Genomic DNA, 13,486 nt, shown 5'->3' with positions numbered 1-13,486 from the left:
CATGTCAAAGACATATCATTTTATTGGAATTAAAGGATCAGGGATGAGTGCCTTGGCCTTGATGTTGCACCAAATGGGGCATAAGGTTCAAGGGTCAGACGTTGAAAAGTACTACTTTACACAACGTGGTTTAGAGCAAGCAGGAATTACCATTCTTCCGTTTGATGAAAAGAATCTGCAAGGCGATCTAGAGATTATCGCTGGAAATGCCTTTCGTCCAGATAATAATGTTGAAGTTGCCTACGCGGATCAAAATGGCCTCAGCTACAAACGTTACCATGAATTTCTAGGAAGCTTTATGCGTGACTTTGTCAGCATGGGAGTTGCTGGAGCACATGGGAAAACCTCAACAACTGGTATGTTGTCTCATGTCTTGTCTCACATCACGGATACCAGCTTCTTGATTGGGGACGGGACAGGTCGTGGTTCAGAAAATGCTAAATATTTTGTCTTTGAATCAGACGAATACGAGCGCCATTTCATGCCTTATCATCCAGAATACTCTATCATCACCAACATTGACTTTGACCACCCAGACTACTTCACTAGTCTAGAAGATGTTTTCAATGCCTTTAACGACTATGCCAAACAAATTACCAAAGGTTTGTTTGTATACGGTGAGGATGCTGAGTTGCGTAAGATCACAGCCAATGCTCCGATTTACTATTATGGTTTTGAAGCTGAAGGCAATGACTTCGTAGCCAGTGACCTCCTTCGTTCAACGACTGGTTCAACCTTTACCGTTCATTTCCGTGGACAAGAATTGGGTCAATTCCACATTCCAACCTTTGGTCATCACAATATCATGAATGCGACAGCTGTTATTGGTCTTCTTTACACAGCTGGCTTTGATTTGAACTTGGTCCGTGAACACTTGAAAACTTTTGCAGGTGTTAAGCGTCGTTTCACTGAAAAAATAGTCAATGATACGGTAATCATCGATGACTTTGCCCACCATCCAACAGAAATCATCGCGACCTTGGATGCGGCTCGCCAGAAATACCCAAGCAAGGAAATCGTGGCAATCTTCCAACCGCATACCTTCACTCGAACTATTGCCTTGTTAGATGATTTTGCACAAGCCTTGAATCAGGCAGATGCCGTTTACCTAGCTCAAATCTATGGATCTGCTCGTGAAGTGGACCATGGTGATGTCAAGGTAGAAGACCTAGCAAGCAAGATCACGAAGAAAAATCAAGTTATCACCGTTGAAAATGTATCGCCACTCCTTGACCATGACAATGCTGTTTACGTCTTTATGGGAGCAGGAGACATCCAAACCTATGAGTACTCATTTGAACGTCTCTTGTCTAACCTGACAAGCAACGTCCAATAGGAAAAACAAATGGAAATTCCAATCACTATAAGGCAAGCTACCCTATCAGATTTAGAAGAAATGTTGGCGATTAAAGAAGCCAATTTTTCAGCAGAAGAGACCCTTAGCCGCCAATCCTTAGAAGAAAGTATCCGCAAGTCTGCGGGTACCTTTCTTGTAGCTGGGGATGAAAATCAGCTCCTAGGCTATGTTTTAGGAGAAGCTCAGTATCTTCATCCCAAGTGGATAGAAATAAAATCATTGACTATTCATCCTGACCATTGGAGACAGGGACTGGGAACTCTTCTTCTTGCAGCCTTGAAACAGGTGACAGTCGAACTAGATTATCAAGGTATTCTTTTGCAGAGTCCTGATGAATTACTATCTTATTTTGAAATGAATGGCTTTGTTGAAGAAGAAGTGACAGGGATTCAATATGACAGTGGTTCTGAATGGTATATGACTTGGGCTAATCCCTTTTATCAGGAGGAAATATGAAAATCAGACAAGCGAGATTTTCAGATTTAGATCGAATTATAGAGATAGAGCTAGAGAATTTCTCCCTTGAAGAAGCGATTCCTCGTTCGGTCTTTGAGGCCCATTTACGTGAAATTCAGACCAGCTTTCTCGTCGCTGAAAAAGAAGGACGTGTCCTTGGCTACATTGAAGGTCCAGTCGTCCCACACCGCCATCTCCAAGATCAGTCCTTTACAGAAGAAATAGCGGACCATAGTCACAAATCTGGAGGTTATATCTCTGTAACCTGTCTATCCATTGCTAAAGAAGCACAAGCTTTGGGTGTCGGTAAGAGATTGCTGACGGCCCTAAAAGAAGTGGCTTTAGAGCATGAAAGGGAAGGTATCAATCTAACTTGCCATGACTACTTGATTCCCTATTATGAAAAGCACGGCTTTGTTAATGAAGGATTATCCCAGTCAAGCTTTGCTGGGGAAACATGGTATGATATGGTTTGGCAGCCTGAAAATAAAGAAAACTAGCTAGGGAATGCCCTAGTTGGTTGCTTTTCTGCGACTTTTAAGATATAATATTATGGATTGTCAACAAGGAGGTAATGCTTTTGACTGAAAAATCAAGAGAAGAAGAAAAATTAAGTTTTAAAGAGCAGATTCTACGTGATTTAGAAAGAGTAAAAGAACAAGATAAAAGAGAGAAAGAAGTAGAGATTCCAAATCTGACGGCTTCATCATCTCCAGCTAGTTCAGCAACTCCTTCAGATCTTGAACCAGAAACGTCAACAGAAGAGTTGATGGCTGATTCCCTATCTGTGGTCGATAGAATTCTAAAAAATGCACCAAGTGTTCCTCCACTTTCAAGTTCTGAAATTGAGGAAAAAGATGCACCAGAAGCTAAAGCGGATAGACTGCCAATCATTGACAAGATTGAAGTTGTAGAATCTGAAGAACCTCTAGTAGAGCCGAGTCATGTTCTTGAAGAACCTGTTGTGGAACCTGTTCAACCTAAGGTTGAACCAGTTGAGCTTAAACCCGAAGAAAAAGAATTTAACGATACTCCAACCAAGGTTGCCGTAACCTATAAAACAGAAGACAAGAAAGAGGAAATCACCCCAGGAATGCCTGAAAGAGTTGAGCCTGTTTCTACAGAATCTAGCAGTGGATTAGCTGATGCTCCACGTCGTAGTCGTCGTCAAGGTGCAACACCAACTAAGAAAAAGAAAAAATCAAAAGCTAAAGGTTGCCTATTGACCCTTCTAGTTTTCCTAGTTCTTGTGGCAGTTGGTGGATATTTTGGTTATGGTTATGTTCAAGATTCCTTGAAACCAGTTGATGCAAGTTCTAAAGAATATGTAACAGTTCAAATCCCAGACGGTGCAAATGTTCAAGAAATTGGAAGCACCTTGGAAAAATCTGGTTTGGTTAAACATGGACTTATCTTTAGTCTTTATGCTAAATACTATAGCCATGCTAACTTGAAGTCAGGTTATTACAACTTGAAGAAGAGTATGAGTACGGATGAGTTGATTCAAGAATTGGAAAAAGGTGGGACTCCTGAAGCTCAGGCACCTGTTCTTGCAAACTTGACCATTCCAGAAGGCTATACATTAGAGCAAATCGCTCAAACAGTAGGACAACTTCAAGGGGAATTTAAAGAACCTCTTACAGCGGATGCCTTCTTGGCAAAAGCTCAGGATGAGACCTTTATTTCCCAATTAGTAGCTAAGTATCCAAACCTACTTGGAAGCCTCCCAACAAAAGACAGTGGCGTTCGCTATCGTCTTGAAGGATACCTTTTCCCAGCAACCTACACTATCAAAGACAGCACAACTGTTGAAAGCTTGATTGATGAAATGGTTGCGGCTATGGACAAGGCTATGTCACCATACTACGCAACGATTAAAGAAAAGAATCTGACAGTTAATGAATTGCTCAGCATTGCTTCTCTTGTCGAAAAAGAAGGTGCTAAGACCGAAGACCGCAAGAAAATCGCAGGTGTCTTCTATAACCGTTTGAATGTCGGCATGCCACTTCAAAGCAACATTGCTATCTTGTATGCTGAAGGCAAGCTTGGTCAAAAGATTAGTCTAGCTGATGACACTGCAATTGATACAAATATCGACTCACCATACAATGTCTATACGCACCTTGGCCTCATGCCTGGACCAGTTGATAGTCCAAGTCTGGATGCTATTGAAGCAAGTGTAAATCAGACAAAGAGTGACTACTTGTACTTTGTAGCCAATGTAGAAGATGGTAAAGTATACTTTGCAACAACCAAAGAAGAACATGATCAAAATGTTGCAGAGCATATCAATAGCAAATTACCCCAATCAAGTAGTTCAAACTAAAATTATGTGGTTTTCCACATAATTTTGTTTTAAAAACCTAATAGAAAAAGAAAGTTGAGAAAAATGGCAGAAAAAACTTACCCAATGACCCTTGAAGAAAAGGAAAAACTTGAAAAAGAATTAGAAGAATTGAAACTCGTTCGTCGTCCCGAAGTTGTAGAGCGTATCAAAATCGCTCGTTCATACGGAGACCTTTCAGAAAACAGTGAATATGAAGCAGCAAAAGATGAACAAGCCTTTGTTGAAGGACAAATCTCTAGTTTGGAAACAAAGATTCGCTATGCTGAAATCGTCAATAGCGATGCAGTTGCACTGGATGAAGTTGCGATTGGTAAGACTGTAACTATCCAAGAAGTCGGTGAAGACGATGAAGAAGTTTACATCATCGTTGGTTCTGCGGGTGCAGATGCTTTTGCTGGTAAAGTATCAAATGAGAGTCCTATTGGACAAGCTTTGATTGGTAAAAAGACTGGAGATACAGCAACCATCGAGACACCAGTTGGCAGCTATCAAGTAAAAATCTTGAAGGTTGAAAAAACAGCTTAATGAGAATAAAAAGGAGTAGGGGAGGCTTTTCGCCTTGTTCAACTCCTTTTTGGTTTTTTAGATGAAATGGGGGACTATATGAGTGAATACAAGAAGAAAAATAAAATGGAGCGTGGATTAACCAATCGCCATGTTCAGGTGATGGCCATTGCGGGAACAATCGGAACAGGACTTTTCCTAGGTGCTGGTCGCTCTATCAGCCTTACAGGACCTTCGATCATCCTGATTTATATGATTACAGGAGCCTTTATGTTTTTGATGATGAGAGCTGTTGGGGAGATGCTGTATCAGGATCCAGAACAGCATACCTTTATCAACTTTATCACCCGTCATTTGGGGAAAGGCTGGGGCTATTTTTCAGTTTGGTCTTATTGGTTGTCTGTTGTCTTTATCGGTATGGCAGAAATCACTGCCATCTCAGACTATGTCCGCTTCTGGTTCCCTACCTGGCCTAGCTGGATGATTCAGCTTGTCTTTTTAACGATTTTGGCTTTGGTCAACTTGATTGCGGTTAAGCTCTTTGGAGAAGTCGAGTTTTGGTTTGCTATGGTCAAGATTGTGGCGATTTTAGCCATGATTGCCACTGGGGTCTTTATGGTTTTGACGGGCTTTAAGACACCTCATGGTGTTGCAAGTTTGGCAAATATCAGCGACCAGTTCTCTCTTTTTCCAAACGGAGTTATGAACTTTGTCATGGCCTTTCAAATGGTATTTTTTGCCTATCTGATGATTGAGTTTATCGGGGTGACAACTTCTGAAACAAAGAACCCTCGTCAGGTCTTGCCCAAAGCTGTTAAGGAAATTCCTCTCAGAATTATCTTCTTCTATGGGGGAGCTCTTATTGCGATTATGGCCATTATTCCTTGGTCCTATCTTAATTCTTCAGATTCTCCATTTGTAACGGTTTTTGAACTGGCGGGGATCAAGTGGGCAGCAGCTCTAATCAACTTTGTTGTCTTGACCTCAGCAGCGTCTGCGCTTAACTCAACTCTCTACTCAACAGGGAGACACTTATATCAGATTGCCCATGATTCGCCCAATCGTTTCTTAAAGGCCATCAAGGTCGATACCCTTTCTCGTCACAATGTTCCACAAAATGCTATCATCGCCTCAGCAATCTTGATTGCTCTCGCCGCCTTTATCAACGTGCTACCAGGTGTTTCAGATGCTTTTGCTTTGATCACAGCATCCTCATCAGGTGTTTATATCGCGATTTATATCTTGATTATGGTGGCCCATCTCAAATACCGCAAGTCACAAGATTTCATGGCGGATGGCTACCTCATGCCTCAGTATCGCTTGCTTAATCCCCTAACCATTCTCTTTTTTGTCTTTGTTTTTGTGACTCTCTTTTTGCAAGAGTCGACTTTCATGGGGGCAGTTGGTTCTGCTATCTGGATCCTTGTTTTTGGGATTTATAGTCAGTGGAAATTTAGAAAATAAATCATGAACTCATCAACTCTGTTTGGTGAGTTTTTCTAGTTTGACAGTCTATTGAAATAGGATTATAATCAAGCTGTAGCAGTTTATTAGGAGGTTTGAATGCACGTTAGATTGGAAAATAAGGAATCGCTTAAAGCGCAAGAAATAGGGAATTTGATTCGTGCTTATAATCGTTCTAAAAGAGAAGAGGCTGAAAGTAAGCCACTGAACCTTTATGTCGAAGACGAAAAGGGCAATCTCATGGCGGGTTTAGTAGCTGAGACTTTCGGAAATTGGTTGGAAATCGAATATTTATTTGTGAAAGAGGAATTGAGGGGACAAGGAATCGGTTCAAAACTATTGCAGCGAGCAGAAAATGAAGCCAAGAAACGAAACTGTCGTTTTGCTTTTGTAAATACTTACCAGTTTCAAGCACCAGATTTTTATAAAAGGCATGGCTACAAGGAAGTCTTTACCTTGCAAAACTATCCCTATACAGGACAAAGATACTATTACCAAAAAGATTTGTGACCTAGACTTCTTTCTTTTGGAGAGGAACTTAGCTAAGTATCAAAAAAGAACGAATACTCTTTATCATGTAAGATGGTAGAGAGTTTTTTGTTAATAAAATCTTACAAAATGACATTTATATATTGCATTAAGTTGGATATATGGTATAATGTTATTGAAAAGAAGCGCAACTTTTTAAAAATGTGAAGGAGGACGCTAGTGGCTAAAAATTTAAAATTAAAATTAGCTCGTGTGGAGCGTGATTTAACACAAGGGGATTTGGCAGAGGCTGTGGGTGTTACTAGGCAGACTATAGGCTTGATTGAAGCTGGGAAATACAATCCTAGTCTCTCCCTTTGCCAGTCTATTTGCAGATGCTTAGGAAAAACATTAGATCAATTATTTTGGGAGGAAGAAGATGAAAAATAGATTTTTTTATTATCAATTATTAGACGAAAGAGAAGAACAACTGTTTAACAAAGCTGGGACAGAGTCTTTTTATATGTTTATCGGGCTCATTCTGCTAAGTTATTTGGTGGCTTTATTAGCACCTGATCTTTTTAATACTAATATTCTTCTGGTTACCCTTCTTTTAGGAATTTTCTTCTTTTTCAATCGTGCACGACAACTTGGAGTGACCTACTATAGCCGTTTTCATTTTACGATTGTAGGGTGTTTGCTGGTAACTCTCGCTATTACGACTCTCTTGATGTTGCAAAATTATCAATTCAATATCGAAATTTATCAGCACAATCCTCTGAACGTTAAATACTTGTCTGCTTGGGTTATTACCTATCTACTTTATCTTCCTTTTGTCTTTATTGGAAACTTAGGCTTGAAAAGTTATGGTCAATGGGCTCAGAAAAAGTTTGAGCAAGATATGGATGAACTTGAGAGTATGGAATAGCTTGTTAACTTTTTATCCATCTCGGTAAAATGTGTTATAATAGTACTAATTTATGAGAAAAGAAGAAATATTTTCATCTTTTTACAAATAGGGAAGAAGGACAGTATATGTACCCAGATGACAGTTTAACATTGCACACGGACTTGTACCAGATCAATATGATGCAAGTTTACTTTGACCAAGGAATTCACAATAAAAAGGCGGTCTTTGAAGTTTATTTCCGCCAGCAACCGTTTAATAACGGCTATGCGGTTTTTGCTGGTTTGGAACGAATTGTGAACTACTTAGAAAACCTGCGCTTTTCTGATAGCGATATTGCTTATTTAGAATCACTGGGTTACCATGGAGAGTTTTTAGAATATCTGCGTAATCTCAAGCTAGAGTTGACTGTACGTTCTGCTCAAGAAGGGGACTTGGTATTTGCCAATGAACCGATTGTGCAGGTTGAAGGACCTCTAGCCCAATGTCAATTGGTCGAAACGGCTCTCTTAAACATCGTTAACTTTCAAACCTTGATAGCGACCAAGGCAGCACGTATTCGTTCAGTCATTGAAGATGAGCCTTTGATGGAATTCGGGACACGTCGTGCGCAAGAAATGGATGCAGCTATCTGGGGAACACGCGCAGCTGTGATTGGTGGAGCCAACGGGACTAGCAATGTGCGAGCAGGGAAGCTCTTTGACATTCCTGTCTTGGGTACTCATGCCCATGCCTTGGTACAGGTTTATGGAAACGACTATGAGGCCTTTAAGGCCTATGCTTCAACCCATCGTGACTGTGTCTTTCTAGTAGATACATATGATACGCTTCGCATCGGTGTGCCAGCTGCCATTCAGGTTGCTCGTGAACTGGGAGACAAGATTAATTTTAAAGGCGTTCGTATTGACTCGGGGGATATAGCCTATATTTCCAAGAAAGTTCGCCAACAGTTAGATGAGGCTGGATACCCAGATGCCAAAATTTACGCTTCCAATGACCTCGATGAAAATACTATTCTTAACCTCAAAATGCAACACGCTAAGATTGACGTTTGGGGGGTGGGTACCAAGCTGATTACGGCCTATGACCAGCCTGCTCTTGGCGCAGTTTATAAGATTGTAGCTATCGAAGATGAAACTGGTAAGATGCGCAATACCATCAAGCTTTCAAGCAATGCTGAAAAAGTATCGACACCAGGTAAGAAGCAGGTATGGCGGATTACCAGTCGTGAAAAAGGCAAGTCAGAAGGTGACTACATCACCTATGACGGTGTGGATGTTGTCAGCATGACTGAAATCAAAATGTTCCATCCGACCTATACTTACATTAAGAAGACCGTTCGAAACTTTGATGCTGTTCCTCTCTTGGTGGACATCTTCAAAGCAGGGAAATTAGTTTACGATTTGCCTAGTTTGACAGAAATTCAGGCATATGCTCGCAAGGAATTTGACAAGCTATGGGATGAGTACAAGCGCGTGCTCAATCCGCAGCACTATCCAGTGGACTTGGCGCGTGATATTTGGCAAGATAAGATGGATTTGATTGATAAGATGCGCAAGGAAGCTCTTGGTGAAGGAGAAGAAGAATGAGTTTGCAAGAGACTATTATCCAGCAACTGGGTGTCAAGCCAGTGATTGACGCTCAGGAAGAAATCCGTCGTTCAATTGACTTCTTAAAGAGATACTTGAAAAAACACCCCTTCCTTAAAACTTTTGTACTAGGGATTTCTGGAGGTCAGGACTCAACCTTGGCAGGGCGTTTGGCGCAATTAGCTATGGAAGAAATGCGAGCAGAGACAGGAGATGACAGCTACCAATTTGTCGCTGTTCGCCTACCTTATGGAGTCCAAGCTGACGAAGAGGATGCTCAAAAAGCCCTTGCTTTCATCCAACCAGATGTCAGTGTGGTAGTCAATATCAAGGACTCTGTTGATGCTATGGCCTTAGCGGTAGAAGCTACAGGCAGTCCAATGACAGATTTTAATAAAGGAAATATCAAGGCTCGTAGTCGTATGATCGCTCAATATGCGCTTGCTGGAGCCCATAGCGGAGCGGTCATTGGAACAGACCATGCTGCGGAAAATATCACAGGTTTCTTTACTAAGTTTGGTGATGGCGGTGCGGATATTCTTCCTCTTTACCGCCTCAATAAACGCCAAGGGAAACTACTCTTAATCGAGCTTGGAGCAGATCCAGCACTTTATGAAAAGGTTCCTGTCGCTGACCTTGAAGAAGATAAGCCGGGCTTGGCTGACGAAGTCGCTCTTGGAGTCACTTATGCAGAAATTGATGACTACCTAGAAGGCAAAACCATCAGCCCAGAAGCCCAAGCAATCATTGAAAACTGGTGGCATAAAGGCCAACACAAACGCCACTTACCAATCACCGTATTTGATGACTTTTGGGAGTAAAAAGGTCCTGTGGACCTTTTTACCCTGAGCCTAGAAATGAGAAAGCGAGGAAGGTCCTATGGACCTTTTTAGCCCGAGTCTAGAAACGAGAAAGCGAGGCAGATTCGGTAACTCGAAGAGTTCGATTTTCCTTGTCTCACCCCCGCAACGATGATTAGGTTTGAAAAAGCTTGGTAAAGCGCATTTCAAACCAGACAGCGACTGCGTCAAGTAACTAGATGAAAAACTTGTTTTCTAGCTGTTACTGAGTATAGTCTTTTTACCCTGAGCCTAGAAATGAGAAAGCGAAGAAGGTCCGGGGGACCTTCTTCGCTTCTCGTCTTGAATAGAGAAGTAAGGTAGAACAATAGGAATGCAGCTCTAGTACGAAAGATAGAAAGCGAGGTGGCGTCATGAAATCTATTGGTACGCAAATGTTACAGACAGACCGTTTGATCTTGAGAAGATTTGTGGAGAGTGATGCGGAAGCCATGTTTCAAAATTGGGCTTCGTCTGCTGAGAATCTGACCTATGTCACCTGGGATCCTCATCCTGATGTTGAGGTGACTCGGAATTCGATTCGAAATTGGGTTGCTTCTTATGTCAATCTCAACTACTACAAATGGGCCATTTGTCTCAGAGAAAACCCTGAGCAAGTGATAGGAGATATCAGCATCGTTGAGATGAATGAGCCTGATTCAAGTTGTGAAATTGGGTATGTTTTAGGAAAAAATTATTGGGGTCGTGGTATGATGACGGAGGCCTTGAAAGCTGTGTTAGACTTTTGTTTTACTCAAGCAGGTTTTCAAAAGGCAAGAGCTCGATATGCTAGTCTCAACCCAGCTTCAGGCCGTGTGATGGAAAAAGCGGGAATGTCTTATCTAAAAACCATTGCCAATGGTGTGGAGAGAAAAGACTACGTTGCGGACCTTATTTATTACCAGATAAGTAGGGAAGACAGGTGATTTCTTTTCTGTTTCTATCAAAGTCAGACCTTGTCTGGCTTTTTTTGTGCAAAATTTCTAAATAAACTGATTAAATTCCTATTTTTCCCTATCATTGTCCCTGTTTTTTCTGGAGTTTTAGGACTATAATAGACCTATCAAATCAAAGAATGGAGGAAGGCAATGGACAATGCAATCTTTTTTATCAGCGTTTTTCTTGCTGGAATTCTTTCCTTCTTTTCTCCTTGTATTTTACCCTTGTTGCCAGTCTATGCAGGGGTTTTACTTGATGACAAAGATGGTGCTCAGGCTTCCAGCGGAAAATTTTCAATCTCAGTTGTTAGTCTATTGCGAACTATGGCCTTTATAGCGGGGATTTCCTTTGTTTTTATCTTACTGGGCTATGGAGCTGGTTTTTTAGGCAATTTGCTGTATGCTTCTTGGTTTCAATATGTGACGGGTGCGGTTATCATTCTCTTGGGCCTACACCAGATGGAAGTCTTACATTTGCAGGGACTCTACAAGGAAAGAAGGCTACAATTAAAGAGACAGGATCAAAACGCTAACGGCTATAGTCAGGCATTTTTACTGGGGTTGACCTTTAGTTTTGCTTGGACGCCATGTGTAGGGCCGGTTCTGGGGTCTGTTTTGGCCTTAGCGGCTTCAGGTGGTTCAGGTGCTTGGCAGGGAGCTGGTCTCATGTTGGTTTACACGCTGGGTTTGGCGCTACCATTTTTGGTTCTAGCTCTCGCCTCCAGCTATGTTTTGAAACATTTCCGAAAACTCCATCCTTACCTCGGAATCCTCAAAAAAGTAGGTGGTTTCCTCATTATCGTGATGGGAATCTTGGTGCTTTTGGGAAATGCTTCCATTTTGACTACATTATTTGAATAGAGAGGAAAAAGAAATGAAAAAATGGCAAACATGTCTCCTTGGAGTAGGCTCAATCTGTTGTTTGGCAGCCTGTTCGGCTAAAAATATGTCAGACGAGTCTACTATGAAGGAGCAATCCAAAACAGAACAAGTCAGTTCACAAACTGCCACCAAGGGTCAAGCAGTCGCTGATTTTGAACTGACAGGTGTAGATGGTAAGACCTATCGTTTGTCTGATTACAAGGGCAAGAAAGTCTATCTCAAATTCTGGGCTTCTTGGTGTTCCATCTGTCTAGCCAGCCTTCCAGATACGGACGAAATCGCTAAAGAAGCTGGTGATGACTATGTGGTCTTGACAGTGGTATCTCCTGGGCACAAGGGGGAACAAGCGGAAGCTGAATTTAAGAACTGGTACAAGGGCTTAGATTATAAAAATTTTCCAGTTCTAATTGATCCGTCAGGCAAACTTTTGGAAAGTTATGGTGTTCGTTCTTACCCGACTCAAGCCTTTATAGACAAGGAAGGCAAGCTGGTCAAAACGCAACCAGGTTTTATGGATAAGGATATGATTTTAAAAACATTAAAGGAAATGGGGTAGAGAAAGGCTATGAATGATAAAGTAAAATTGTTTGTCTTGGCAGGGGTCATTCTCCTAGTCCTAACCGGTTTCTATTTTCTATTGATGCGAAATGCAGGGCAGACAGATAGCTCGCAAATTGAGAAAGCATCAGTTAGCCAAGGAGGAAAAACAGTGAAAAAAACAGAAGTTAGTAAAGATGCAGACTTGCACGAAATTTATCTAGCTGGCGGATGTTTCTGGGGAGTAGAGGAATACTTCTCACGCGTGTCTGGAGTGACAGATGCCGTTTCAGGCTATGCGAACGGTAGAGGGGAAACAACCAAGTACGAATTGATCAATCAAACAGGACATGCGGAAACCGTCCATGTCACCTATGATGCTAATCAAATTTCCCTCAAGGAAATCCTGCTTCATTACTTCCGCATTATCAATCCAACCAGCAAAAATAAACAAGGAAATGATGTGGGGACCCAGTACCGTACTGGTGTCTATTACACAGATGACAAGGATTTGGAAGTAATCAACCAAGTCTTTGATGAAGTTGCTAAAAAATATGACCAACCTCTGGCAGTTGAAAAGGATACCTTGAAGAATTTTGTGGTGGCTGAGGATTACCACCAAGACTACCTCAAGAAAAATCCAAATGGCTACTGTCATATCAATGTCAATCAGGCTGCCTATCCCGTCATCGATGCCAGCAAATATCCCAAACCAAGCGATGAAGAATTGAAAAAGACCTTGTCACCTGAGGAGTATGCCGTTACCCAGAAAAATCAAACAGAACGGGCTTTTTCAAACCGCTACTGGGATAAATTTGAATCTGGTATCTATGTGGATGTGGCAACTGGCGAACCCCTCTTTTCATCAAAGGACAAGTTTGAGTCTGGTTGCGGATGGCCTAGTTTCACCCAACCAATTAGTCCAGATGTTGCCACCTACAAGGAAGATAAGTCTTACAATATGACACGCATGGAAGTGCGGAGCAGAGTTGGAGATTCTCACCTTGGCCATGTCTTTACGGATGGACCACAGGACAAGGGGGGCTTGCGCTACTGTATCAATAGTCTTTCTATCCGCTTTATTCCCAAAGACCAAATGGCAGAAAAAGGCTATGCTTATTTACTAGATTATGTTGATTAAGAGGGCTTTCCTAAGCAGTTAGAGGAGAATTTTGCTATACTGATACTAGTAAGTGAC

15 protein-coding genes are annotated in these 13,486 nt (G+C 41.6%); all 15 read left to right on the top strand.

The features are described 5' to 3' along the window. The first annotated feature begins 1 nt into the window (after position 1). Positions 2 to 1,336: a UDP-N-acetylmuramate--L-alanine ligase gene (gene murC / locus HMPREF8571_RS08745; protein WP_000048099.1), complete on the top strand. Its 1,335-nt coding sequence runs from the start codon at positions 2 to 4 to the stop codon at positions 1,334 to 1,336. A 9-nt stretch (positions 1,337 to 1,345) separates the two neighbouring features. Then, positions 1,346 to 1,813: a GNAT family N-acetyltransferase gene (locus tag HMPREF8571_RS08740; RefSeq protein ID WP_000405317.1), complete on the top strand. Its 468-nt coding sequence runs from the start codon at positions 1,346 to 1,348 to the stop codon at positions 1,811 to 1,813. Beyond that, the gene (locus tag HMPREF8571_RS08735) at positions 1,810 to 2,313 is read left to right on the top strand and encodes a GNAT family N-acetyltransferase (RefSeq protein WP_000702424.1); all 504 of its coding nucleotides are present in this window, start codon (positions 1,810 to 1,812) and stop codon (positions 2,311 to 2,313) included. The genes HMPREF8571_RS08740 and HMPREF8571_RS08735 overlap by 4 nt, the downstream gene beginning before the upstream one ends. A 74-nt stretch (positions 2,314 to 2,387) precedes the next feature. Further along, positions 2,388 to 4,139, top strand: a complete 1,752-nt coding sequence (gene mltG / locus HMPREF8571_RS08730) for an endolytic transglycosylase MltG (protein WP_000927554.1) — start codon at positions 2,388 to 2,390, stop codon at positions 4,137 to 4,139. 63 nt (positions 4,140 to 4,202) lie between these two features. Continuing rightward, positions 4,203 to 4,685 (top strand): transcription elongation factor GreA, encoded by a 483-nt coding sequence (gene greA, locus HMPREF8571_RS08725; RefSeq protein ID WP_000818752.1) that lies wholly within the window; start codon positions 4,203 to 4,205, stop codon positions 4,683 to 4,685. 78 nt (positions 4,686 to 4,763) lie between these two features. After that, a complete protein-coding gene (locus HMPREF8571_RS08720; protein ID WP_000006111.1) occupies positions 4,764 to 6,128 on the top strand; it encodes an amino acid permease in 1,365 nt (454 codons plus the stop codon). Between the two features lie 99 nt (positions 6,129 to 6,227). Further along, a complete protein-coding gene (locus tag HMPREF8571_RS08715) occupies positions 6,228 to 6,638 on the top strand; it encodes a GNAT family N-acetyltransferase (protein WP_000558481.1) in 411 nt (136 codons plus the stop codon). A gap of 198 nt (positions 6,639 to 6,836) precedes the next feature. Further along, complete coding sequence (locus HMPREF8571_RS08710) at positions 6,837 to 7,046, top strand: helix-turn-helix transcriptional regulator (protein ID WP_001107502.1); 210 nt, start codon at positions 6,837 to 6,839, stop codon at positions 7,044 to 7,046. Beyond that, entirely contained in the window at positions 7,036 to 7,524 is a 489-nt protein-coding gene (locus HMPREF8571_RS08705; RefSeq protein ID WP_000797141.1) for a DUF6773 family protein, read from the top strand. Before HMPREF8571_RS08710 ends, HMPREF8571_RS08705 begins: the two co-directional genes overlap by 11 nt. 107 nt (positions 7,525 to 7,631) lie before the next feature. Further along, complete coding sequence (locus HMPREF8571_RS08700; protein ID WP_000283144.1) at positions 7,632 to 9,092, top strand: nicotinate phosphoribosyltransferase; 1,461 nt, start codon at positions 7,632 to 7,634, stop codon at positions 9,090 to 9,092. Next, the gene (gene nadE / locus HMPREF8571_RS08695) at positions 9,089 to 9,913 is read left to right on the top strand and encodes an ammonia-dependent NAD(+) synthetase (RefSeq protein WP_000058063.1); all 825 of its coding nucleotides are present in this window, start codon (positions 9,089 to 9,091) and stop codon (positions 9,911 to 9,913) included. Before HMPREF8571_RS08700 ends, nadE begins: the two co-directional genes overlap by 4 nt. 392 nt (positions 9,914 to 10,305) lie before the next feature. Then, positions 10,306 to 10,857 (top strand): GNAT family N-acetyltransferase, encoded by a 552-nt coding sequence (locus tag HMPREF8571_RS08690; RefSeq protein WP_000835672.1) that lies wholly within the window; start codon positions 10,306 to 10,308, stop codon positions 10,855 to 10,857. A gap of 162 nt (positions 10,858 to 11,019) precedes the next feature. After that, positions 11,020 to 11,730, top strand: a complete 711-nt coding sequence (gene ccdA2, locus HMPREF8571_RS08685; RefSeq protein ID WP_000367927.1) for a thiol-disulfide oxidoreductase-associated membrane protein CcdA2 — start codon at positions 11,020 to 11,022, stop codon at positions 11,728 to 11,730. A gap of 13 nt (positions 11,731 to 11,743) precedes the next feature. Then, a complete protein-coding gene (locus HMPREF8571_RS08680) occupies positions 11,744 to 12,307 on the top strand; it encodes a redoxin family protein (RefSeq protein ID WP_000759255.1) in 564 nt (187 codons plus the stop codon). A 9-nt stretch (positions 12,308 to 12,316) separates the two neighbouring features. Next, positions 12,317 to 13,429, top strand: coding sequence for a peptide-methionine (R)-S-oxide reductase MsrB (gene msrB / locus HMPREF8571_RS08675; RefSeq protein WP_000998592.1), 1,113 nt, complete (start codon positions 12,317 to 12,319; stop codon positions 13,427 to 13,429). The last annotated feature ends 57 nt before the right edge of the window (positions 13,430 to 13,486 follow it).

The sequence above is a fragment of the Streptococcus mitis ATCC 6249 genome (assembly GCF_000146585.1).
Lineage (GTDB): Bacteria > Bacillota > Bacilli > Lactobacillales > Streptococcaceae > Streptococcus > Streptococcus mitis_AZ.
This window is presented reverse-complemented; position numbering and strand designations above follow the sequence as displayed.